Annotated in this window: 23 protein-coding genes; 19 read left to right on the top strand and 4 right to left on the bottom strand. The window is 60.5% G+C overall.

Annotated features, from left to right (window positions below; all coding sequences use genetic code 11):
• The first annotated feature begins 38 nt into the window (after positions 1-38).
• The 7 genes from CCX46_RS12550 to CCX46_RS12515 all read left to right on the top strand — a co-directional run bounded on the left by CCX46_RS12550 (position 39) and on the right by CCX46_RS12515 (position 5371).
• Complete coding sequence (locus tag CCX46_RS12550; RefSeq protein ID WP_007917992.1) at positions 39-629, top strand: amino acid synthesis family protein; 591 nt, start codon at positions 39-41, stop codon at positions 627-629.
• Between the two features lie 31 nt (positions 630-660).
• Entirely contained in the window at positions 661-1494 is an 834-nt protein-coding gene (locus CCX46_RS12545) for an alpha/beta fold hydrolase (RefSeq protein ID WP_127926905.1), read from the top strand.
• Complete coding sequence (locus CCX46_RS12540; protein WP_127926904.1) at positions 1491-2972, top strand: aldehyde dehydrogenase; 1482 nt, start codon at positions 1491-1493, stop codon at positions 2970-2972. The genes CCX46_RS12545 and CCX46_RS12540 overlap by 4 nt, the downstream gene beginning before the upstream one ends.
• A gap of 12 nt (positions 2973-2984) precedes the next feature.
• Positions 2985-3470 (top strand): flavin reductase family protein, encoded by a 486-nt coding sequence (locus CCX46_RS12535; RefSeq protein WP_127926903.1) that lies wholly within the window; start codon positions 2985-2987, stop codon positions 3468-3470.
• Between the two features lie 136 nt (positions 3471-3606).
• Positions 3607-4011, top strand: coding sequence for a carboxymuconolactone decarboxylase family protein (locus CCX46_RS12525; protein ID WP_016984498.1), 405 nt, complete (start codon positions 3607-3609; stop codon positions 4009-4011).
• A 42-nt stretch (positions 4012-4053) separates the two neighbouring features.
• Positions 4054-4806, top strand: a complete 753-nt coding sequence (locus CCX46_RS12520; RefSeq protein ID WP_099758791.1) for a GntR family transcriptional regulator — start codon at positions 4054-4056, stop codon at positions 4804-4806.
• A gap of 1 nt (position 4807) precedes the next feature.
• Complete coding sequence (locus CCX46_RS12515; RefSeq protein ID WP_095122921.1) at positions 4808-5371, top strand: NUDIX hydrolase; 564 nt, start codon at positions 4808-4810, stop codon at positions 5369-5371.
• A gap of 155 nt (positions 5372-5526) precedes the next feature.
• Here CCX46_RS12515 and CCX46_RS12510 read toward each other — a convergent pair whose 3' ends face one another.
• Positions 5527-5823, bottom strand: coding sequence for a DUF1330 domain-containing protein (locus tag CCX46_RS12510; protein WP_127926901.1), 297 nt, complete (start codon positions 5821-5823; stop codon positions 5527-5529).
• 68 nt (positions 5824-5891) lie between these two features.
• Here CCX46_RS12510 and ribBA point away from each other — a divergent pair, with 68 nt between their 5' ends.
• The 5 genes from ribBA to CCX46_RS12485 all read left to right on the top strand — a co-directional run bounded on the left by ribBA (position 5892) and on the right by CCX46_RS12485 (position 11324).
• Positions 5892-7001 carry a bifunctional 3,4-dihydroxy-2-butanone-4-phosphate synthase/GTP cyclohydrolase II gene (gene ribBA, locus CCX46_RS12505; RefSeq protein WP_127926900.1) on the top strand — a complete coding sequence of 370 codons (1110 nt, stop codon included), beginning with the start codon at positions 5892-5894 and terminating at the stop codon, positions 6999-7001.
• Positions 7002-7366: 365 nt separating this feature from the next.
• The gene (locus tag CCX46_RS12500) at positions 7367-8392 is read left to right on the top strand and encodes an ABC transporter substrate-binding protein (RefSeq protein WP_127926899.1); all 1026 of its coding nucleotides are present in this window, start codon (positions 7367-7369) and stop codon (positions 8390-8392) included.
• Positions 8389-9336, top strand: a complete 948-nt coding sequence (locus CCX46_RS12495; protein ID WP_174245114.1) for an ABC transporter permease — start codon at positions 8389-8391, stop codon at positions 9334-9336. Before CCX46_RS12500 ends, CCX46_RS12495 begins: the two co-directional genes overlap by 4 nt.
• 6 nt (positions 9337-9342) lie before the next feature.
• Positions 9343-10152, top strand: coding sequence for an ABC transporter permease (locus tag CCX46_RS12490; protein ID WP_127926897.1), 810 nt, complete (start codon positions 9343-9345; stop codon positions 10150-10152).
• Between the two features lie 17 nt (positions 10153-10169).
• Positions 10170-11324 carry an ABC transporter ATP-binding protein gene (locus tag CCX46_RS12485; RefSeq protein ID WP_127926896.1) on the top strand — a complete coding sequence of 385 codons (1155 nt, stop codon included), beginning with the start codon at positions 10170-10172 and terminating at the stop codon, positions 11322-11324.
• 317 nt (positions 11325-11641) lie between these two features.
• Here CCX46_RS12485 and map read toward each other — a convergent pair whose 3' ends face one another.
• From map to CCX46_RS12470, 3 genes are all read right to left on the bottom strand, one after another.
• Positions 11642-12433, bottom strand: coding sequence for a type I methionyl aminopeptidase (gene map / locus CCX46_RS12480; protein ID WP_127926895.1), 792 nt, complete (start codon positions 12431-12433; stop codon positions 11642-11644).
• Positions 12430-12657 (bottom strand): ParD-like family protein, encoded by a 228-nt coding sequence (locus tag CCX46_RS12475; RefSeq protein WP_007918027.1) that lies wholly within the window; start codon positions 12655-12657, stop codon positions 12430-12432. The genes map and CCX46_RS12475 overlap by 4 nt, the downstream gene beginning before the upstream one ends.
• Positions 12658-12721: 64 nt before the next feature.
• Positions 12722-13579, bottom strand: a complete 858-nt coding sequence (locus tag CCX46_RS12470; RefSeq protein ID WP_127926894.1) for a LysR substrate-binding domain-containing protein — start codon at positions 13577-13579, stop codon at positions 12722-12724.
• 109 nt (positions 13580-13688) lie between these two features.
• On the opposite strand from CCX46_RS12470, the gene phnD reads away from it, so the two are divergent.
• From phnD to phnX, 7 genes are all read left to right on the top strand, one after another.
• The gene (phnD, locus tag CCX46_RS12465) at positions 13689-14555 is read left to right on the top strand and encodes a phosphonate ABC transporter substrate-binding protein (RefSeq protein ID WP_127926893.1); all 867 of its coding nucleotides are present in this window, start codon (positions 13689-13691) and stop codon (positions 14553-14555) included.
• Entirely contained in the window at positions 14552-15343 is a 792-nt protein-coding gene (phnC, locus tag CCX46_RS12460) for a phosphonate ABC transporter ATP-binding protein (RefSeq protein ID WP_127926892.1), read from the top strand. Before phnD ends, phnC begins: the two co-directional genes overlap by 4 nt.
• Before the next feature lie 2 nt (positions 15344-15345).
• On the top strand, positions 15346-16164 hold the full coding sequence (gene phnE / locus CCX46_RS12455; protein ID WP_127926891.1) for a phosphonate ABC transporter, permease protein PhnE: 819 nt from the start codon (positions 15346-15348) through the stop codon (positions 16162-16164).
• Positions 16165-16274: 110 nt separating this feature from the next.
• Positions 16275-17366, top strand: a complete 1092-nt coding sequence (gene psrA, locus CCX46_RS12450) for an iron-containing alcohol dehydrogenase PsrA (protein ID WP_127926890.1) — start codon at positions 16275-16277, stop codon at positions 17364-17366.
• Between the two features lie 131 nt (positions 17367-17497).
• The gene (locus CCX46_RS12445; protein WP_116029122.1) at positions 17498-18793 is read left to right on the top strand and encodes an MFS transporter; all 1296 of its coding nucleotides are present in this window, start codon (positions 17498-17500) and stop codon (positions 18791-18793) included.
• 10 nt (positions 18794-18803) lie between these two features.
• On the top strand, positions 18804-19673 hold the full coding sequence (locus CCX46_RS12440) for a LysR substrate-binding domain-containing protein (protein WP_127926889.1): 870 nt from the start codon (positions 18804-18806) through the stop codon (positions 19671-19673).
• A gap of 74 nt (positions 19674-19747) precedes the next feature.
• The gene (phnX, locus tag CCX46_RS12435) at positions 19748-20575 is read left to right on the top strand and encodes a phosphonoacetaldehyde hydrolase (RefSeq protein ID WP_127926888.1); all 828 of its coding nucleotides are present in this window, start codon (positions 19748-19750) and stop codon (positions 20573-20575) included.
• Positions 20576-20912 lie beyond the last annotated feature (337 nt).

Raw genomic sequence — 20912 nt, 5'->3', positions numbered from 1 at the left:
GACGCACAGACACTCTCAATCCCCCTACGGAGCAGCTCATGAGTTTCGAAATTCGCAAGATCGTCAGCTATGTCGAAGAAACCTTTATCGAAGGCGGCAAAGCCACTGACAAGCCAGTGACCATGGTCGGCCTCGCCGTGGTGATGAAAAACCCTTGGGTGGGCAACGGTTTCGTTGAAGACCTCAAGCCGCAGATCCGCGCCAACTGCTCCGACCTCGGTGCACTGATGGTCGAGCGTCTGGTCGGCATCATCGGCGGCGCGGAAAAAATCGAGGCCTACGGCAAAGCCGCCGTGGTCGGTGCCGATGGCGAGATCGAACACGCCTCCGCCGTGATCCACACCCTGCGTTTCGGCAACCACTACCGCGAAGCCGTCAACGCCAAGAGCTACCTGAGCTTCACCAACAAGCGCGGCGGTCCGGGCACCTCGATTCAGATCCCGATGATGCACAAGGACGACGAAGGCCAGCGTTCGCACTACATCACTCTGGAAATGCAGATCGAAGACGCGCCGCGTGCCGACGAAATCGTTGTGGTGCTGGGTTGCGCCGACGGTGGTCGCCTGCACCCGCGCATCGGCAACCGCTACATCGATCTGGAAGAACTGGCCGCCGAAAAAGCCCAGTAATCACAATAAAAAGGCACTGCAGGAGCGCTCCATGATTCGGCTCACCGCTGAACTCACCCCGGCTGGCACCAGTTACCTGGCGACCGGCCAAGGCCAGCCCGTGGTTTTGATCCACGGCGTGGGCCTGAACAAAGAAATGTGGGGCGGGCAGATTGTCGGCCTGTCCAGCCAGTACCGGGTGATCGCCTACGACATGCTCGGTCATGGCGCCAGCCCGCGACCGGCCAGCGGCACCGCCCTGCTCGGCTACGCCGATCAGTTGCTGGAGTTGCTCGATCACCTCAATCTGCCGCAGGCAGCGGTGATCGGTTTCTCCATGGGCGGTCTGGTCGCGCGGGCCTTTGCCCTGCATTACCCGGAGCGCCTGCAAAGCCTGGTGGTGTTGAACAGCGTGTTCAACCGCAGTGAAGAACAGCGTGCCGGCGTCATCGCGCGCACCGCGCAAGCCGCCGAACATGGCCCGGACGCCAATGCCGAAGCGGCGTTGTCACGCTGGTTCAGTCGCGAATATCAGGCGGCCAATCCGGCGCAGATCGCCGCATTGCGCCAGACCCTAGCCAATAATGATCCGCAGGGTTACCTGACCACTTATGAATTGTTCGCCACCCAAGACATGTACCGCGCCGACGACCTGGGCAGCATTCAGGCGCCGACGCTGATCGCCACCGGTGAACTCGACCCCGGTTCAACCCCGGAAATGGCCGAGCAACTGGCCCGGCGCATCCCCGGTGCGAAGGTTGCTGTGCTGCCCGAGCAACGGCATATGATGCCCGTAGAGTCGCCGCGTCTGGTCAATCAGACGCTGCTGGAATTTCTCCAATTCGCACACTCCCGACAAAACCCTATAAAGGGGATCGTTGCATGACACTCGCACGCTTCCAGATGTGCATCGGCGGAGAATGGGTAGACGCCCTCTCCGGCAAGACCTTCGAAAGCCTCAACCCGGCCACGGCACAAGCCTGGGCGCAACTACCCGACGCTGACGAAGCCGATGTCGAACGCGCCGTGCAGTCCGCGCAGAGCGCTTTCGACAGCCCGGCATGGCGTGGTCTGACTGCCACCGCGCGCGGCAAATTGCTGCGTCGTCTCGGTGACTTGATCGCGGAAAACAAGGAACAACTGGCGCAGCTGGAAAGCCGCGACAACGGCAAGCTGATCCGCGAAACCCGTGGCCAGGTCAGTTATCTGCCGGAGTTCTTCCACTACACCGCAGGCCTAGCCGACAAGCTCGAAGGCGGCACCCTGCCGCTGGACAAGCCGGATCTGTTCGCCTACACCGTGCACGAGGCGATGGGCGTAGTCGCGGCGATCATTCCGTGGAACAGCCCGCTGTACCTGACCGCGATCAAACTCGCCCCGGCCCTCGCCGCCGGCAACACGATTGTGATCAAGCCGTCCGAGCACGCTTCCGCAACGATTCTTGAACTGGCGCGTCTGGCCCTCGAAGCCGGGATCCCGCCGGGCGTGGTCAACGTCGTCACCGGTTACGGCCCAAGCACTGGCGCCGCCCTCACCCGCCATCCGCTGATCCGCAAGATCGCCTTCACTGGCGGTGCGGCGACGGCACGGCATGTGGTACGCAGCAGCGCCGAAAACTTCGCCAAGTTGTCGCTGGAACTGGGCGGCAAGTCGCCGAACATCATCTTCGCCGACGCCGATCTGGACAGCGCGATCAACGGCGCGATCGCCGGGATCTATGCCGCGTCCGGGCAGAGTTGCGTGTCGGGTTCACGGCTGTTGGTGCAGGACGAAATCTACGACGAGTTCGTCAATCGACTGGTCGAACGCGCCCAGCGCATTCGCATCGGTAATCCGCAGGAAGACAACAGTGAAATGGGCCCGATGGCCACCGCGCAGCAACTGTCGGTGGTCGAAGGTCTGGTCGCTGATGCCATCGCTGAAGGCGCGCGTTTGCGTACCGGCGGCAAACGCCCAACCGGTCTCGGCGAAGGCTGGTTCTACGAGCCGACGCTGTTCGAATGCGACCGCAATTCGATGAAGATCATGCAGGAAGAAGTCTTCGGCCCGGTGGCGTCGGTGATTCGCTTCAAAGATGAGGCCGAGGCGCTGGCCATCGCCAACGACTCGCAATTCGGCCTTGCGGCGGGCATCTGGACCCGCGACCTGGGTCGTGCTCACCGCCTCGCTCGCGATGTTCGCTCCGGGATCATCTGGGTCAACACTTACCGCGCGGTGTCAGCGATGGCGCCGATCGGCGGTTTCAAGAACAGTGGCTATGGACGCGAAAGCGGCATCGATTCGGTGCTGGCCTACACCGAACTGAAAACGGTGTGGATCAACCTGTCTCAGGCGCCAATGCCTGATCCGTTTGTGATGCGCTAGGAGTCCTGCGAAATGATCGAACCCGGCATTTACAAAGACGTCATGAGCTCGTTCCCGTCCGGCGTCACGGTGGTCACCACCGTTGACCCCGAAGGCGGGATCGTCGGCATCACCGCCAGTGCCTTCAGTGCGCTGTCGATTGACCCGGCGCTGGTGCTGTTCTGCCCCAACTATGCTTCCGACACCTACCCGGTGCTGCGTGACAGCAAGAAATTCGCGATCCATTTGCTGTCCGCTGACCAGACGGTTGAGGCCTATGCGTTTGCCGGTAAAGGCAAGGACAAGGCCAAAGACATCGAGTGGCATTTAAGCGAATTGGGTAACCCGATTCTGGCCAAGGCCACGGCGATCATCGAGTGCGAGTTGTGGCGGGAATACGATGGCGGCGATCACGCGATCATCGTTGGCGCGGTGAAGAACCTGATCCTGCCGGCGCAACCGGTGACACCGATGATCTACCACAAAGGCAAGCTCGGCCCATTGCCAACCCTGGCCTGACAGCCAGACACGATTGCCAATGTGGGAGCGAGCCTGCTCGCGAAAGCGGTCGATCATTCAACATTTGTATCGACTGACACGACGCCTTCGCGAGCAGGCTCGCTCCCACAGGGGACACCTGTGGATTGGAGGAATGATGAGTAACGAAAAGTACGAAAAAGGCCTGAAAATCCGCACTCAGGTGCTCGGCGAAGCCTATGTGCAGCGTTCAATCGACAACGCCGACGACTTCACCCGCCCGCTGCAGGAAATGGTCACCGAATACTGCTGGGGCCATGTCTGGGGGCGCGAGGGGTTGTCGCTCAAGGAGCGCAGCATGATCAACCTGGCGATGATCTCGGCGCTCAACCGTCCGCACGAACTCAAGCTGCATGTGCGTGGCGCCTTGCGTAACGGCCTGAGTCGTGAGCAAATACGCGAAATTCTGCTTCAGGTCGGCATTTATTGCGGCGTTCCGGCAGCCGTGGACAGTTTCCGGCTGGCCCGTGAAGCCTTTGCCGAAGCCGACGCCGAAGCCTCAGTTAACCCCTCGGCTGTTTAGATGCCCGTCTGGCATGGACAGCCAACTTAAAGAGCGGACCCCATGAAACGCCAGCCACTCGACGACAGCTTCAAGGTCAATCGCAACCCCGTTACCCTGCGCGAAATCGTGCTGGATAAACTGCGTAGCGCGATCATGAATTTCCAGCTCATGCCCGGTGATCGTCTGGTCGAGCGCGATCTGTGCGATCGCCTTGGCGTCAGCCGCACCTCCGTGCGCGAGGCCTTGCGTCACCTGGAATCCGAAGGCCTGGTCGAGTTCGCCGATGCCAAAGGCCCGCGCGTAGCGATCATCACCCTCGCCGATGCCGTCGATATCTACGAATTGCGTTGTGTACTGGAAGGCTTGATCGTGCAGTTGTTCACCCTGCGTGCCAAGGCCAAGGACATCAAAGCCCTGGAAAAGGCCCTCGACGACAACCGCAAGGCGTTGAAGGATGGCGAGTTGCAGCAGGTGATCGACTCGGTGCAAGGCTTCTACGACGTGCTGCTCGAAGGCTCGGGCAACCATGTCGCGGCGACTCAGTTGCGTCAGTTGCAGGCGCGCATCAGCTACCTGCGCGCGACCTCGGTTTCCCAGGAAAACCGTCGCGGCGCGAGTAACCACGAAATGGAAAAAATGGTCGAAGCGATCAAAAGCGGCGACCCGCTGGCGGCGCATCAGGCCTGTGTTGATCACGTTCGCGCCGCTGCTGCGGTGGCGCTCGACTATCTCAAGCGCAAACAGGAAGAGACCGGGGCTACCCCGCCAATCACCCTGCCGATCGCCTTGAAAGAACCCCGTATAGGTCACTGATATGTTCAGCCCGAGCTATTGCCCGAAATGCGGTGGCCCTGACCTCGGTCAGCAGATACCGGCGGGCGATACGCACGAGCGCCTGATGTGTCGCGGCTGCGGCTACATCCACTACGTCAATCCGAAGATCATCGCCGGCTGCATCATCGAGCAGGACGGCAAATACCTGTTGTGCCAACGCGCGATCCCACCGCGCCCGGGCACCTGGACGCTGCCGGCCGGTTTCATGGAAAGCGGCGAGACCACTGAGCAAGCCGCGCTGCGTGAAGTCTGGGAAGAAAGCGGCGTACGCGCGGAAATCGTCTCGCCGTACTCGATTTTCAGCGTGCCGAAGATCAGCGAGGTGTACATCATCTTCCGTGCGATCGCACTGGAGATCACCGGGCAGTACGGCCCCGAAACCATGGATTACAAATTCTTCGCGCCTGAAGAGATTCCGTGGGAACAGATCTATTACCCGGCGATCCGGCAGATTCTTGAGCGCTATATCGAAGAGCGCCAGGCTGGGGTGTACGGGATTTACATGGGCAATGACGACAGCGGCAAGATCCACTTCATCCGCTGACAACGCTTCGCTTTCTGTCTGATCGTTCCCACGCTCCGCGTGGGAATGCCTCTTCGGACGCTCCGCGTTCGGCTTTGAAAGGGACGCGGAGCGTCCCGGGCTGCATTCCCACGCGGAGCGTGGGAACGATCAATACGGGGGTTTAGTGGTGTTACTTAAACTGGGGCGATGCCTTCAACGATGATGATCTCCGCCCTCGCCCATTCTTCGCGATAACTTTTCGCTTCCTGATACGCCGCCGAGTGGTAGCACGCCACGGCTTTTTCATAGCTTTCAAACTCGATCACCACGCTGCGCTGCGGCGTCTTGCGTCCTTCCATCGCCTCGCTGCGCCCGCCTCTGGCCAGAAACTTCGCGCCGTACGCGGCGAAGGCTGCCGGCGCGCGCTGGGTGTATTGGCTGTAGTGATCGGCATCGGCTATATCCACATGAGCAATCCAGTACGCCTTCATAGTGACCTCTTTGTTAATTTTGTATTATGGTATACCAATATATTTCCAACGAACCTTGAGAGTCCAGCATGGCCTTCAACAGCATCGAAGAAATCATCGAAGATTATCGTCTCGGCAAAATGGTCTTGCTGGTCGATGACGAAGATCGCGAAAACGAAGGCGACCTGCTGCTGGCCGCCGACTGTTGCACACCCGAAGCGATCAGCTTCATGGCCCGTGAAGCGCGCGGGTTGATCTGCCTGACCTTGACTGACGAACATTGCCAGCGTTTGGGTCTGGAGCAAATGGTGCCGGCCAATGGCAGCGTGTTCAGCACCGCGTTTACCGTGTCGATCGAAGCGGCGGTTGGCGTGACCACCGGTATCTCGGCAGCGGATCGCGCCTGCACCGTTGCCGCCGCCGTCGCGCCAAATGCTCGCGCTGTAGATCTGGTGCAGCCCGGCCATATCTTCCCGTTGCGCGCCAAGGAAGGTGGCGTGCTGACTCGCGCGGGCCACACAGAAGCGGGTTGCGATCTGGCTCGTTTGGCCGGTTTCACTCCGGCCTCGGTGATTGTCGAGGTGATGAACGACGACGGCACCATGGCCCGTCGGCCAGATCTGGAAGTGTTCGCGCGCAAGCACGGGATCAAGATCGGCACCATCGCCGATCTGATCCACTACCGCCTGAGCACCGAACACACCATCGAACGGATTGGCGAACGCGAGCTGCCGACGGTGCATGGCACGTTCCGTTTGATCACGTTTGAGGATCGCATCGAGGGCGGCGTGCACATGGCGATGGTCATGGGCGATCTGCGCCGCGAAGAGCCGACGCTGGTGCGTGTGCATGTGATTGATCCGCTGCGGGATCTGGTTGGCGCGGAATATAGCGGGCCGACCAACTGGACGCTGTGGGCGGCACTGCAACGGGTTGCGGCTGAGGGACATGGGGTTGTTGTGGTGTTGGCCAATCATGAGTCGTCGCAGGCGTTGCTGGAGCGGGTGCCGCAACTGACCCAGCCGCCGCGGCAGTTCAGCCGTTCGCAATCGCGGATTTATTCGGAGGTCGGGACTGGGGCGCAGATTCTGCAGAATCTGGGGGTTGGCAAGCTGCGTCACCTGGGCCCTCCTCTGAAATACGCTGGCCTGACCGGGTATGACCTGGAGGTGGTCGAGAGTATTCCGTTCACTGAATAAAGCTGCCCTCACCCCAGCCCTCTCCCGGAGGGAGAGGGAGCCGATCGAGGCGTTTAGTCGCTATACACCGACCTGAGATACCGAGTCGAACTCAGGTTTTGAACAGCCTCCGATCGGCCCCCTCTCCCGAAGGGAGAGGGCTGGGGTGAGGGGCTGGATCTAACATTCACAAAAAACATCCAAGCCGAACGCATCAAATAACCGCCCGGCCAGATAACCGGTAAGGCAAAGTGCTTGCACAAAGTTTGGAATACCATAATATGATATTCCATAGACCGGACACTCCAACAAACGTCCGACTACTGCTCCCGACAGGCGGGCAACAACGCAAGCCCGCTCAAAAACACAACAATGAGGGCGTGAACATGGTGTTGAACAAAGCTGCAACCGCGATCTTTTTTGCGGGACTGCTCAGCGTCACCGGCCAGGCTGCAATGGCTGCCGAAAGCGTGAACTTCGTCAGCTGGGGCGGAAGCACCCAGGACGCGCAGAAACAGGCCTGGGCCGATCCGTTCAGCAAGGCCAGCGGCATCACCGTCGTGCAGGATGGCCCGACCGACTACGGCAAACTCAAAGCCATGGTCGAGAGCGGCAACGTTCAGTGGGACGTGGTCGATGTCGAAGCCGACTTCGCCCTGCGCGCCGCCGCTGAAGGCCTGCTCGAACCCCTCGATTTCAAAGTGATTCAGCGCGACAAGATCGACCCGCGTTTCGTCAGCGACTACGGCGTCGGCTCGTTCTTCTTCTCCTTCGTCCTCGGTTACAACGAGGGCAAACTCGGCGCCAACAAGCCGCAGGACTGGAGCGCGCTGTTCGACACCAAGACCTACCCCGGCAAACGCGCCCTGTATAAATGGCCAAGCCCTGGCGTGCTCGAACTGGCGCTGCTGGCCGATGGCGTAGCGGCTGACAAGCTCTACCCGCTGGATCTGGATCGTGCTTTCAAAAAACTCGACACCATCAAGAAAGACATCGTCTGGTGGGGCGGCGGCGCGCAGTCGCAGCAACTGCTGGCGTCCGGTGAAGCGAGCATGGGCCAGTTCTGGAACGGCCGCATTCACGCCCTGCAAGAAGACGGCGCACCGGTCGGCGTGAGCTGGAAACAGAACCTGGTCATGGCCGACATTCTGGTCATCCCCAAAGGCTCGAAAAACAAGGACGCGGCGATGAAGTTTCTCGCCGCCGCCAGCAGCGCCAAGGGCCAGGCTGACTTCTCCAACCTGACCGCCTACGCCCCGGTCAACCTCGACAGTGTGGAGCGTCTGGATTCGACGCTGGCCCCCAACCTGCCGACTGCCTACGCTAAGGATCAGATCACTCTTGATTTCGCGTACTGGGCCAAAAACGGCCAGGCCATCGCGACACGGTGGAACGAATGGCTGGTCAAATGAAAATGGCGGCCACCGCGTCCCGTCCCTCCACTGCCACCGGGAGCGCCAACGGCGCTGCCGGCTCGGCCCACGGAACACAGGCGGTTGCGATGCAGCAAGCCCCGTCCCTCAGACAACGCTGGCGCGGCGCCGGCAACCTCGCCCCAGCGCTGCTGTTCATCGGCCTGTTCTTTCTCGCGCCGTTGATTGGCCTGCTGTTGCGCGGCGTGCTCGAACCGACGCCAGGTCTTGGCAACTATGAGCAACTGTTCGCCAACTCGGCGTATGCCCGGGTGCTGCTCAACACCTTTTCGGTGGCCGGGCTGGTGACGCTGTTCAGCTTGCTGCTGGGCTTTCCGCTGGCTTGGGCGATCACCCTGGTGCCGCGTGGCTGGGGTCGCTGGATTCTCAACATCGTGCTGCTGTCGATGTGGACCAGCCTGCTCGCCCGCACCTATTCGTGGCTGGTGCTGCTGCAAGCGTCCGGCGTGATCAACAAAGCCTTGATGGCGATGGGCATCATCGATCAGCCGCTGGAAATGGTGCACAACCTCACCGGCGTGGTGATCGGCATGAGCTACATCATGATCCCGTTCATCGTCCTGCCGTTGCAGGCAACCATGCAGGCCATCGACCCGATGATCCTGCAGGCCGGCTCGATCTGCGGCGCCAGTCCGTGGAGCAACTTCTTCCGGGTGTTCCTGCCGCTGTGCCGGCCGGGTCTGGCCTCCGGTGGCTTGATGGTGTTCGTCATGTCGCTCGGTTACTACGTCACCCCGGCGCTGCTCGGCGGTGCGCAGAACATGATGTTGCCGGAGTTCATCATTCAGCAGGTGCAATCGTTCCTCAACTGGGGCCTGGCCAGTGCCGGCGCCGCGTTGCTGATCGCGATCACTTTGGTGCTGTTCTACTTCTACCTGAAGCTTCAGCCGGAATCCCCGGTTGGCGCCAGTAACGCGAGGTAAGCCGACATGCTCCTGACTCCCAATGCGATGAGCCGGCGCATGCGCTTCGGCTTGTATACAACCACCGGGCTGATCGGTCTGTTCCTGCTGTTGCCGATCGTGTTCATCGTGCTGCTGTCGTTCGGCTCCTCGCAGTGGCTGGTATTCCCGCCGCCGGGCTGGACGCTGAAATGGTACGGCCAGTTCTTCTCCAACCCCGACTGGATGAACGCCGCCGCGGCCAGCCTCAAGGTTGCTGTGCTGACCACGATCTGCGCCGTGGCCCTCGGTCTGCCGACCGCGTTTGCACTGGTGCGCGGACGTTTTCCCGGCCGGGAAATGCTCTACGGCCTGTTCACCCTGCCGATGATCGTGCCGTTGGTGATCATCGCCGTGGCGGTGTACGCGCTGTTCCTCAAGCTCGGCTACACCGGGACAATGTTTGCGTTTGTCGTCAGCCATGTGATTGTCGCGCTGCCGTTCACCATCATCTCGATCATCAACTCGCTGAAGCTGTTCGATCAGTCGATTGAAGACGCGGCGGTGATTTGTGGTGCTTCACGCCTGCAAGCGGTGTTCAAGGTGACGTTTCCGGCGATTCGTCCGGGCATGGTCGCCGGCGCCCTCTTCGCCTTTCTCGTTTCGTGGGACGAAGTGGTGCTCAGCGTGATGATGGCCAGCCCGACCCTGCAAACCCTTCCCGTGAAAATGTGGACCACCTTGCGCCAGGACCTGACGCCCGTGATCGCCGTCGCTTCGACGCTGCTGATCGGCTTGTCGGTATTGGTCATGGTCATCGCCGCCGCACTGCGCCGGCGCAACGAAATCAGCGCCTGAGCGCCCAGGAGTACGACATGAGTGCCGTGATCAAAGACGCTTCCCAGCAGAACGACAAACCCCTGGTCAGCCTGCGCAACCTGAACAAGCACTACGGCGACTTTGCCGCCGTCGACAACATCTCGCTGGACATCAAGGACGGAGAATTCCTCACCTTCCTCGGTTCCAGCGGCTCGGGCAAAAGCACCACGCTGTCGATGCTCGCCGGGTTTGAAACGCCGAGCAGTGGCGAGATCCTCGTCAACGGTGAATCGTTGGTCAATGTGCCGCCGCACAAGCGTGACATCGGCATGGTGTTTCAGCGTTATTCGCTGTTCCCGCACCTGTCGGTGCGCGACAACATCGCCTTTCCTTTGGCGATTCGCAAACTAGCGGCGGCTGAGCGCGACAAGCGCGTCGATGCGATGTTGAAACTGGTGCAGCTTGAGCAGTTCGCCCATCGCCGCCCTTCGCAACTGTCTGGCGGCCAGCAACAACGTGTCGCCATTGCCCGTGCCTTGGTTTACGAGCCGCGCATTTTGTTGATGGACGAACCGCTCGGTGCTTTGGATAAAAAGCTGCGTGAAGATCTGCAGGATGAGTTGCGCCAATTGCACCGTCGTCTGGGCATCACCATTGTTTACGTGACCCACGACCAGGAAGAAGCCATGCGTTTGTCGCAACGCATTGCGATTTTCAGTCACGGCAAGATTGTTGGTCTGGGTAGCGGTTATGACCTGTATCAGAATCCGCCGAATGCGTTTGTCGCGTCGTTTCTGGGCAATTCGAACTTCCTCAAGCTCAAGGCGCAGGGCAATGCGGCGGCTTCGTTTGAAGGACAGTCATTGTCGATTCGCCTGACCGCTGGGTTGCACAGCGATCAGGATGTTTTGCTGATGGTGCGGCCGGAAAAGGCACTGGCGTTGAGCGTGGCGCAGGCGATTAGCGAACCGTTGCCGTCGGGTTGGAATGAGGTTTCAGCGAAGGTTGTGGAAGTGCTATTTCTGGGTGAGAGCCAGACTTGCAGCGTGGTCACTTCAGGCGGCACATCAATGACAGTGAAAGCATTGTCCGCCGCCGGCATGCCGCTCAAGGCTGGCGATCCGGTGCAAGTGCGCTGGGCCACCGCTGATGCCTGCGTCTACACCGAATGGACCGAAAGCGACCTCAACAAAGCCGCCGGCTCCCACTGAAATCGTGTTGTCTGTGATATCTACCCCCTCACCCCAGCCCTCTCCCCCAGGGGGGCGAGGGGGAAAGGGAGCAGATCTTCATGTTGTTCAAAACTTGAGTTCGACTCGGTATCACACGTCGGTGTAACTCGTCCAAACAACCCGGTCAGTCCCCTCTCCCTCCGGGAGAGGGCTAGGGTGAGGGAGGCGATCTCCATGTTGTATAAAACCTGAGTTCGACGCTGCATTTTCAGGTCGGTGTAACTTGTCCAAACACCTCGGTCAGTCCCCTCTCCCTCTGGGAGAGGGCTAGGGTGAGGGAACCAGTCGACGCGGTATCAGACAATAGCGCGGTAGCCTTCGATTTCGTCCGGCCACGCCGTGAGGATTTCGAAGCCCGTCTCCGTCACCGCCACCATATGCTCCCACTGCGCTGACAACGAGCCATCCTTGGTCAGCACGGTCCAGCCGTCCGGCATGTTCTTCACATGACGCTTACCGGCATTAAGCATCGGCTCCACGGTAAAAATCATCCCCGCCTTCAACTTCATGCCCTGATTGGGAAAGCCGTAATGCAGAATCTGCGGCTCATCGTGATAAACCTTGCCGATCCCGTGTCCGCAATACTCGCGCACCACGCTGAAGCCTTCCTTCTCCGCCAACGTCTGGATCGCGTGGCCGATATCGCCCAACGTCGCGCCCGGTTTCACCACACGAATACCCGCGCACATCGCCTCGTAAGTGGTCTTGATCAGATGCTGCGCTTCAGGCGTCGCCTCGCCGACCACGTACATTCGGCTGGTATCACCGAACCAGCCATCCTTGATCACCGCGATGTCGAGGTTGACGATGTCGCCATCCTTCAACGGCGTGCCTGAGGGAATCCCGTGGCAGACCACGTCATTGACCGAAGCGCAGACGGTTTTCGGAAATCCGTGATAACCGACGTTGGCCGGCACGGCTTTCTGCACGTTGACGATGTAGTCGTTGCACAGCTGATCGAGTTGGTCAGTGGTGACGCCCGCCTTCACATGCGGCACCAGCATCGCCAGCACTTCAGCGGCGAGTTTGCCGGCAGCACGCGATTGGGCGATGTCGGCCGGGGTGTTGATCTTGATCTGGTTTCTCATGCGCTGACGGCTTCCTGAGTCAGTTGTTGCAGATCCAGCCCGCCGTTCTGTTCGGCGCGGATCAGCAAGCGACAAATGGCGCTGTGGTCGAGGTTGGGGTGCAGTTCGGCGAGCATGCCGATGCGCATCCAGTGCTCGGCCTGCGCGTTGATCGAGCGGCTGAGGGCGTTGCTGGAGATACGCAGGTTCTCGTGCATGTCCTCTGAAATCTTTACGATGCCCATATATGGATCCGATACGATGTGTATATGGATCGTATATTAGCCAAGCCTTACGCGAAATTGCAAATCAACTCAGCGCCGCATCGAAAAACGATGAGATGAGCCGACTGGAACGCCGCTCGGCCAGGCAATACAAATACGTTTCCGTAAACAGCTCTTCGCCCTCGATTCTGATCGTGCGGATGTTCGGGTCGGCAATGAACTCCGCTTCCGACACCACACCCAGCCCCAACCCACGCACCACCGCTTCCCGCAGTGCCTCACGACTGCCGATTTCCATGGCGATGCGCGGTTTCACCTGCGCCGCATTCAGCGCCTGTTCCAGCACCAGCCGCGTGGTCGAGCCGGGTTCGCGTTGCAGCAGCCGCTGCCCTTCCAGTTCTTCCAGGCGCACTCTGCCACGATTGGCCAGCGGATGCTCATGATGGGCAAACAGGATGATCGCGTGCCGCGCATAACGCACCGCACACAACGCCGGATCATCCTGACGCCCGGCCAGCACGGCGATGTCGGTCACATAGTTTTCCAGGTCCGACAGTACTTGCGCCGAGTTGCCGACGCGGATCGACACGTCGATATTCGGATGCTGTTGCAAGTAGCTGTCGACCATCTCGATCACATGAAACGGCCCCACCGCACCGACCTTCAGCTGGCCGCTGTCGAGCCGCCCGGAATCGCGCAGCAGGTTGTGCGCTTCCAGCTCCAGCAAGGCAAGCCGTTGCGCGATCGGCAGTAATTGCCGCCCCACATCCGACAACTCGATGCGCCGCCCACGCCGGTGGAAAAGCTCAACATTGTGCTGGCGTTCCAGGGCTTGCACTTGCGTGGTCAGCGTCGGCTGGCTCAATCCTGACGCCCGCGCCCCGGCACTGAAACTGCCGTGACGGGCGACGGCGAGAAAGGCCCGTAGTTTGGCGCTCGACATCCATAGACTCCATCAATAGTTAGCTGTCGTTTCGCATATTGAATTGATTGAATGACTGTCACGTGACAGACCTAGCCTGTGGCAACTCCCAACCACACCGTGGAATGCCATGAAAACAATCAAACAGTTTCTGCGTGTCGCCAGCCTTGCCGTACTTACCCTGAGTGCCAGCCAGGTCTGGGCCAAGGACAAACTGACCATTGGCCTGATCCCCTCCGAAGACTCCCAGGCGATGATCGAATCGAGCAAACAGGTACTCGACGATCTGCAAGCCAAAATCGGCATGCCGGTGGTGCCGTTCGTGGCCACCGACTACAACGGCATCATCGAAGCGCTGCGTTCGGGCAAACTCGACGTCGCCTACCTCGGGCCGTTCTCCTACGTGCTGGCGACCTCGGTGGCGGACGTCGAAGCGTTCTCGGTGGCGGTGACCAAGAAGACCGGCCAGAGCGCGTACAAAAGCGTGATTCTGGCGCGCAAGGACAGCGGTATTCACTCGCTGGCCGACCTCAAAGGGCATACATTCGCGTTCGTCGACCCGAGTTCGGCCTCCGGTCATCTGTTCCCGAAAGCAGGCCTGGAGCAGGCAGGATTTGCGCCGGACACGCTGTTCAAACGAGTGATTTTCTCCGGTTCCCACGACGCCAGTATCCTCGCGGTCGAGAACAAGAAAGTCGACGCCGCCGCCGTGGCTGACCGCATCTTTGCCAGCGCCGTGGCCAAAGGCGTGGTCAAGCAGGATGACTTCGAAATTGTCTGGAGTTCCAAGCCGATTCCCGAATCGCCGATGGTCTGGCGCAAGGCGCTTGATCCGGAATTGAAGAAAAAAGTCGCCGCCGCACTGGCTTCGATCAAGGACGTGCCGTGGGGTGATCAGGGCGTGCTCAATGGTTTCCAGCCGACCACCGACGCGTCGTATGACGTGGTGCGCGACACCGCCAAGGTGCTCGATCTCGATTTGCGGAGCATGAAATGATCAGCATCCGCCAACTGACCAAACACTACGGCAGCAACCCGGTATTGCGCGGCATCGACCTGGAAGTCGCTGCGGGCGAATTCGTCGTGGTGCTCGGTCAGTCAGGCGCCGGTAAATCGACCTTGCTGCGTTGCATCAATCGTCTGGCGCAGGCCGACAGCGGCACGCTGAGCGTGGCCGGCATCGACGCCCTCTCCTGCCCTGATACCAGCGTTCTGCGCCGTGAAGTGGCGATGATTTTTCAACACCACAACGTCGTGCCGCGCCTGAGTGTGCTGAAGAACGTGCTGACCGGTCGCCTCGGTTCCGTCGGTACCCTCGCCTCGATTCTGCAACTGTTCCGCCGTGACGATGTGGCACTGGCGATGCAATGCCTGGAGCGCGTCGAGCTGGCGCACAAGGCCGGCGAACGCACCGATTCATTGTCCGGCGGGCAGAAGCAGCGCGTCGGCATCGCCCGCGCATTGGCGCAACGACCGCAGGTGATTCTGGCCGATGAACCGATCGCCAGCCTCGACCCGAAAACCGCGCGACTGGTGTTGCAGTATCTGCGCGATGCCACTCGCGAGCTGGGCATCACCGTGCTGTGCAACCTGCATCAGGTCGAATACGCCCGCGAGTTTGGCGACCGCGTGGTCGGCCTCGCTCACGGCAGTCTGGTGTTCGATGGCAAAGCGTCGAGCATGACCGAAGCGGATCTGGCACGAATCTATCCGGGGCAATCGGCGGAACCCCCTGCTGACGTGCCCACGCCCACCCTGTCCTACCGCGCTGCCTCGAGGGCCTGAACATGCAATCGCAAAACTACCAGTGGGTCGGCGATCGTCCCCGTGGCCCGCGCAGTTGGCTGACCACCGGCGCCGTCGTCCTGATCGTGCTGTGGACGCTGAACTGGAGCGCGCAAGGTGCGCAGCTCAGCCTTGGTGAACTGGCAGCGGGATTGCCGCAGATCGGTGATTTCCTTTCGCGCACCTTCCCACCGGATCTGAGCATTCTTCCGCGTCTGCTCGCGCCAGCGGTGGAAACCTTGCAGATCGCCATTTGGGGCACCCTGCTCGGCGTGTTGCTGGCGATTCCGCTGTCCTTCCTCGCCGCGCGCAATCTGAGCCGCAATCGCTGGGTGTTTCACGCCACCCGTCAGGCGCTGAATTTCACCCGCAGCATCAACGAACTGATCCTCGCGCTGATTTTCGTCTCGGCGGTCGGGCTCGGGCCGTTCCCCGGTGTCCTGGCGCTGGCGCTGCATGGCCTGGGCATGCTCGGCAAGTTCTTCGCCGAGAGCATCGAAGAGATCGACCAGGGCCCGATTGAAGCGCTGCAAGCGACCGGGGCGCGGCCACTGCAGGTAATCGTGTTTGGCGTTTTGCCGCAAGTCATCACCGCGTGGATTGCCGTGATTCTCTATCGCTTCGAGGTCAATCTTCGCTCGGCCACCGTGCTGGGAATGGTCGGTGCCGGCGGTTTGGGGTTCGAGCTGGTGAGCAGTCTCAAGCTGTTCAAATATCAGGAAACCGCGACTTGCATCATCGTCATTACCTTCATGGTGATCGTCGCCGACGCCATCTCCAGCCGCTTGCGCGCGGCGATCCAGAGCGGTTCGGCGCACTAGCGTAAAGCTGCTATCGGCTGAGCCGATTCAAACCTGCGAATTATCGATTTGAGCCGTTGTCGACGGGCGCTGAGTATGGCGCCACACGACAACAACAATAAGGATCCACCATGACTGCCCGCTTCCAGAACCCCGTCGATACCCGTTTCGGCTGGGGCAGCCTGCAAGACCTCGCTGCCATTACCGACCAGCAAACCGTGGCCCTCGTCACCTTCCCTGAGGCCCGTGGCCTGGGGCTGGTCGATCGCCTGCAAGCCTTGCTCGGTGAGCGGCTGGTCTACGTGTTCGAAGACGTTCAGCCCAACCCCGACGTCGCCCATCTGCGCAACACCTACGAGCATTTCTGGCAGCACGCCGCTGCTTGCGACGTGGTGCTCGCGGTCGGTGGCGGCAGCGCCATCGATACCGCCAAGGCGTTGATCGTCGGCACCGAATCCGGCCGTTTCGATGAACTGTTGAGCCTGCTGTCGAGCGGCAAACCGTTCACCCCGGCCCGTTGCAAACAACTGATCGCCGCACCAACCACCGCCGGCACCGGCAGCGAAGTCACCCCGTGGGCGACGATCTGGGACAGCGCCAGCCAGAAGAAATATTCGCTGCACCTGGACTGCACCTGGCCACGGGTGGCGATCATTGACCCGCAACTGATGCTCACCGTACCGGCCGGCGTGACCGTTTCCACCGGTCTCGATGCGCTGTCCCATGCGTTGGAGGCGATCTGGAACGTCAACGCCAATCCGGTCTCCGACACCTTCGCCATTTCTGCGATTGAAGACATTCTCGAATGCTTGCCGCGTCTGCAAAAAGATCTGTCGAGCCAAGAGTTGCGCACGCGCATGGCACTGGCCGCACTCAAGGCCGGGCTGGCGTTTTCCAACACCAAAACCGCGCTGGCGCATTCGATTTCCTATGAGATGACCTTACGCCATGGTTTGCCCCACGGCATCGCCTGCTCTTTCACCCTGCCGTTAGTGCTCGGCCTGGCCTGGGGTCATGACGCAACGCGTGACCGCATCCTGCAACGGGTATTCGGCGAAGATCTGCTCACTGCGCAACAGCAATTGCGCGAGTTCCTGCACAGCCTCGGGGTGAAGACCGAGTTTGCCGATTACGGCGTCTCGGCCAAGGATGCCGAAGACATCATCCACCTCGCGATGCAGGGCGCGCGCGGCAAGAACTTCATCGGTTCACAAGCCGCCTGACCTCGCCCGCAACCTGAACGCCCCAAGCACAGCCGGCGGCGTACAACGCCGCGGTGATTTCCTGCCGCACCGAAAAAGAGTGCACCCGCCGACGACAACCGGCGGGAACCGACAACAATAAGGAAAAGATCATGAATCGTGCCCAAACCATGCCTGGTCTCGCCGTCCGTTCTGCCTCGTTCCGGGTCGCGCAGTGGCGCATGCTACTGGCGGCGATGTTCTGTTACCTGTTTTTCTACACCGGGCGGCAGACCTTCGGTTTTGCCATTCCGGGCATTCAGGCTGAATTTGGCTTGAGCAAGGAAACCCTCGGCTGGGCCTCTGCGGCGATGCTCTGGGCCTATGCGATTGGCCAAGCCATCAACGGCAACCTCGCCGACAAGTTCGGTGGCCGGCGGATCATGACGCTGGGTGCGGTGTTGTCCTGCGGTGCCAACTGGGTGACCAGTTTCGCCAGCGGTTTCACCAGCCTGATTCTGCCGTGGGGCGTCAACGGCTACTTTCAGGCCTTGGGCTGGGCGCCGGGCGGTCGGTTGATTGCCAATTGGTGGGCGGCGGGCGAGCGCGGCAAGGTCTATGGCTTCTACACTTTCGCCGCCGGTTGCGCGTCGATTCTGTCGTACGTCACCTCTATCGTTGTGCTTGAAGTGCTGCAACTGGAATGGCGCTGGATCTTCCGTTTGCCGGTGCTGCTAATGCTCGCCGGCGGGATCATTTTCTATCTGGTTGCCCGCGAACGCCCGCAGGATCTGGGTTTCGAACCGGTGGGCGATACCGGTGTGGCCAACGCTGACGACAAGCATCAGGAAGCGGCACAGGGCGAAGTCGAGTCCTCGGCCCAACGCTACAAAGCCGTGTTGAAAAACCCTCGCCTGCTCATCGCCGCGCTGTCACTGGGCTTTCAAAACGCTGCACGCTACGGCTTGATCGTCTGGGTACCGGTGCACTTTCTCGGCGCGGACTGGAAAAGCGGTGACGGCATGATCGATCCGAAATGGATCACTGTCGCCCTCCCCGTCGGCATGGCGGTCGGTGCACTGAGCAACGGCTGGGTGTCGGACAAACTGTTCGGCTCCAAGCGGTATCTGGCGATCATGCTCTACATGTTCCTCGGCGCCGCCACCAGCCTGTGGATGTGGAGCCTGCCGCCACACAGCGTGATCGGCCTGGTCGCGTTGTTCCTTTGCGGCTTCTTCGTCTACGGCCCGGCCTCGAGTTTCTGGGCGCTGTGCCCGGATCTGGTCGGGGCCAAACGCGCCGGTACGGCGACCGGGATCATGAACTTTTCCTCCTACCTGTTCGCCGGATTGGCCGAGCCACTGATCGGGCGTCTGCTTGACACCACGGCAAATACGTCTCTGATCTTCATAGTGGTCACCAGCGCCTGCCTGTGCAGTGCGGCAGTGGCATTGTTCATCCGACGCTGACGGGGCTTGCATGTACCAGTATCACAAGTGGTTGCGTTCGTTTCATGCGGTGGCCAAAACCGGCAGTTTCACTCTCGCAGCGGAGTACCTCAGCGTCGGCCAGCCGACCGTCAGCGAACAGGTCAACGCGCTGGAAAACACCTTCTCGGTGGAGCTGTTCCATCGCCGTGGACGCTACATCGAGATGAGCGCCGCCGGGCACAAGCTCTATGCGATCACTCAGGGCCTGTTCGGTCAGGAGGATGAAGCCGTGCAACTGTTGCAGAGCTTCAAGCAGCGCAAGACCGGCATGTTGCGCCTCGGCGCGGTGTCACCGCCGATTGCGATGAACCTGACCTATGAACTGATGCAGCGCCACCCGGATATCGAACTGGAAACGTCGTTTTCTTCGGAAAAGGACACTCTGGCGCGGCTGTTCAACTTCGACATCGACGTGGCGATTCTGGCGCTGTCGGAATTCGATGAGCGCTTCCACACGCGGCTGTATCACCGTTATCCAATTATCGCCGTGGTCCGCGATGACCATCCCTGGGCCAGTCAGGCGCAGGTTCACATCAGTGAAATCAGCGGCGAAAAATGGGTGATGCGCGAATCCAGCGCGCGCACCCGGCAACTGGTGGAAGAAAGCTGCAAACACCTCGACATCGCTCTCAACTGCGTCATGCAACTGAACAGCCGCGAAGCCATCGTGCACGCCATCGTCAAGGGCATCGGCATCGGGTTTGTCTCGGCGGTCGAGTACGCCGAAACCCCAGGTACCACGCCCATTACGTTTGTCGACCACCCGTTCTTTATCGAATACCACTTGTGCTGCCTCGGCATCCGTCGGAACCGGCCAGTGATTGCCGAACTGTTTGATGCGAATCCACCGCTGACCTGATCAGCACTGACCCTTGAACCGCCTACCTCATTGCCGAGGGACGGCCCACGCTTACCTGAAAACGGAGATTGACCATGCAGTACCAACAACCGACTCACCTGCAAGCCGCGATCCTTGACTGGGCCGGCACCGTTGTCGATTTCGGCTCGTTTGCGCCGACGCAGATTTTTGTCGAGGCCTTTGCCGAGTTCGGCGTTGCCGTGTCGCTGGAAGAAGCGCGCGGGCCGATGGGCATGGGCAAGTGGGATCACATCCGCACGCTGTGCAACTTGCCACAGATTGCCGAGCGTTATCGTGCAGCATTCGACCGCGTGCCGAGCGATGACGATGTGACGGCGATCTACGAGCGCTTCATGCCGTTGCAAATCGAGAAAATCGCCCTGCATTCGGCGCTGATTCCGGGCGCGCTCGAGGCGATTGCCGCGTTGCGCGACAAGGGCTTGAAAATCGGTTCGTGCTCCGGTTATCCGGCGGTGGTGATGGCCAAGGTCGTCGAACTGGCGCGGGAAAATGGCTACGTCGCTGACCATGTCGTCGCCACCGATGAAGTGCCGAATGGCCGCCCGCATCCGGCGCAGGCACTGGCTAACGTGATTGCCTTGGGCATCGATGATGTGGCCGCGTGCGTCAAGGTTGATGACACCTGGCCCGGAATTCTTGAAGGGCGTAGCGCGGGGATGTGGACGGTGGCGTTGACCTGTTCCGGCAACGCGCTGGGCCTGAGCTATGAGCAATACAAGGCGTTGCCGTCGGATCGACTGGCGGAAGAACGTGCGCGGATCGGCAAGATGTTCGCCCCCTCGCGCCCGCATTATCTGATCGACACCATCGCCGAGTTGCCTGAGGTAATCGAAGACATAAATGCGCGTCTGGCCCGGGGCGAAACCCCGCAAGCCTGCTGAGTAGCCCCTACCCCTGATCGTTCCCACGCTCTGCGTGGGAATGCAGCCCGTGACGCTCCGCGTCACTGGACGCGGAGCGTCCCTAGAGGCATTACCACGCGGAGCGTGGGAACGATCAGTCGCGGAGCGTGGGAACGATCAGTCGCGGAGCGTGGGAACGATCAGTCGCGGAGCGTGGGAACGATCAACAGCCAAATCGCAGGCAAAAAAAAGCTGCCAAATTCGGCAGCAAAAACTTTAAGAACACGCGATGTATTGGCCTCAGCATAGACGCTGAATAATGACAGTGTCATGACAGCCACACATTCATTGAACCGCCCCCACCCCGTCATCAGGA

It is taken from the genome of Pseudomonas sp. RU47 (assembly GCF_004011755.1).
In the GTDB taxonomy this organism is placed as follows: domain Bacteria; phylum Pseudomonadota; class Gammaproteobacteria; order Pseudomonadales; family Pseudomonadaceae; genus Aquipseudomonas.
The sequence above is the reverse complement of the archived record's forward strand: the minus strand, read 5'-3'. Positions and strand labels throughout refer to the sequence as shown.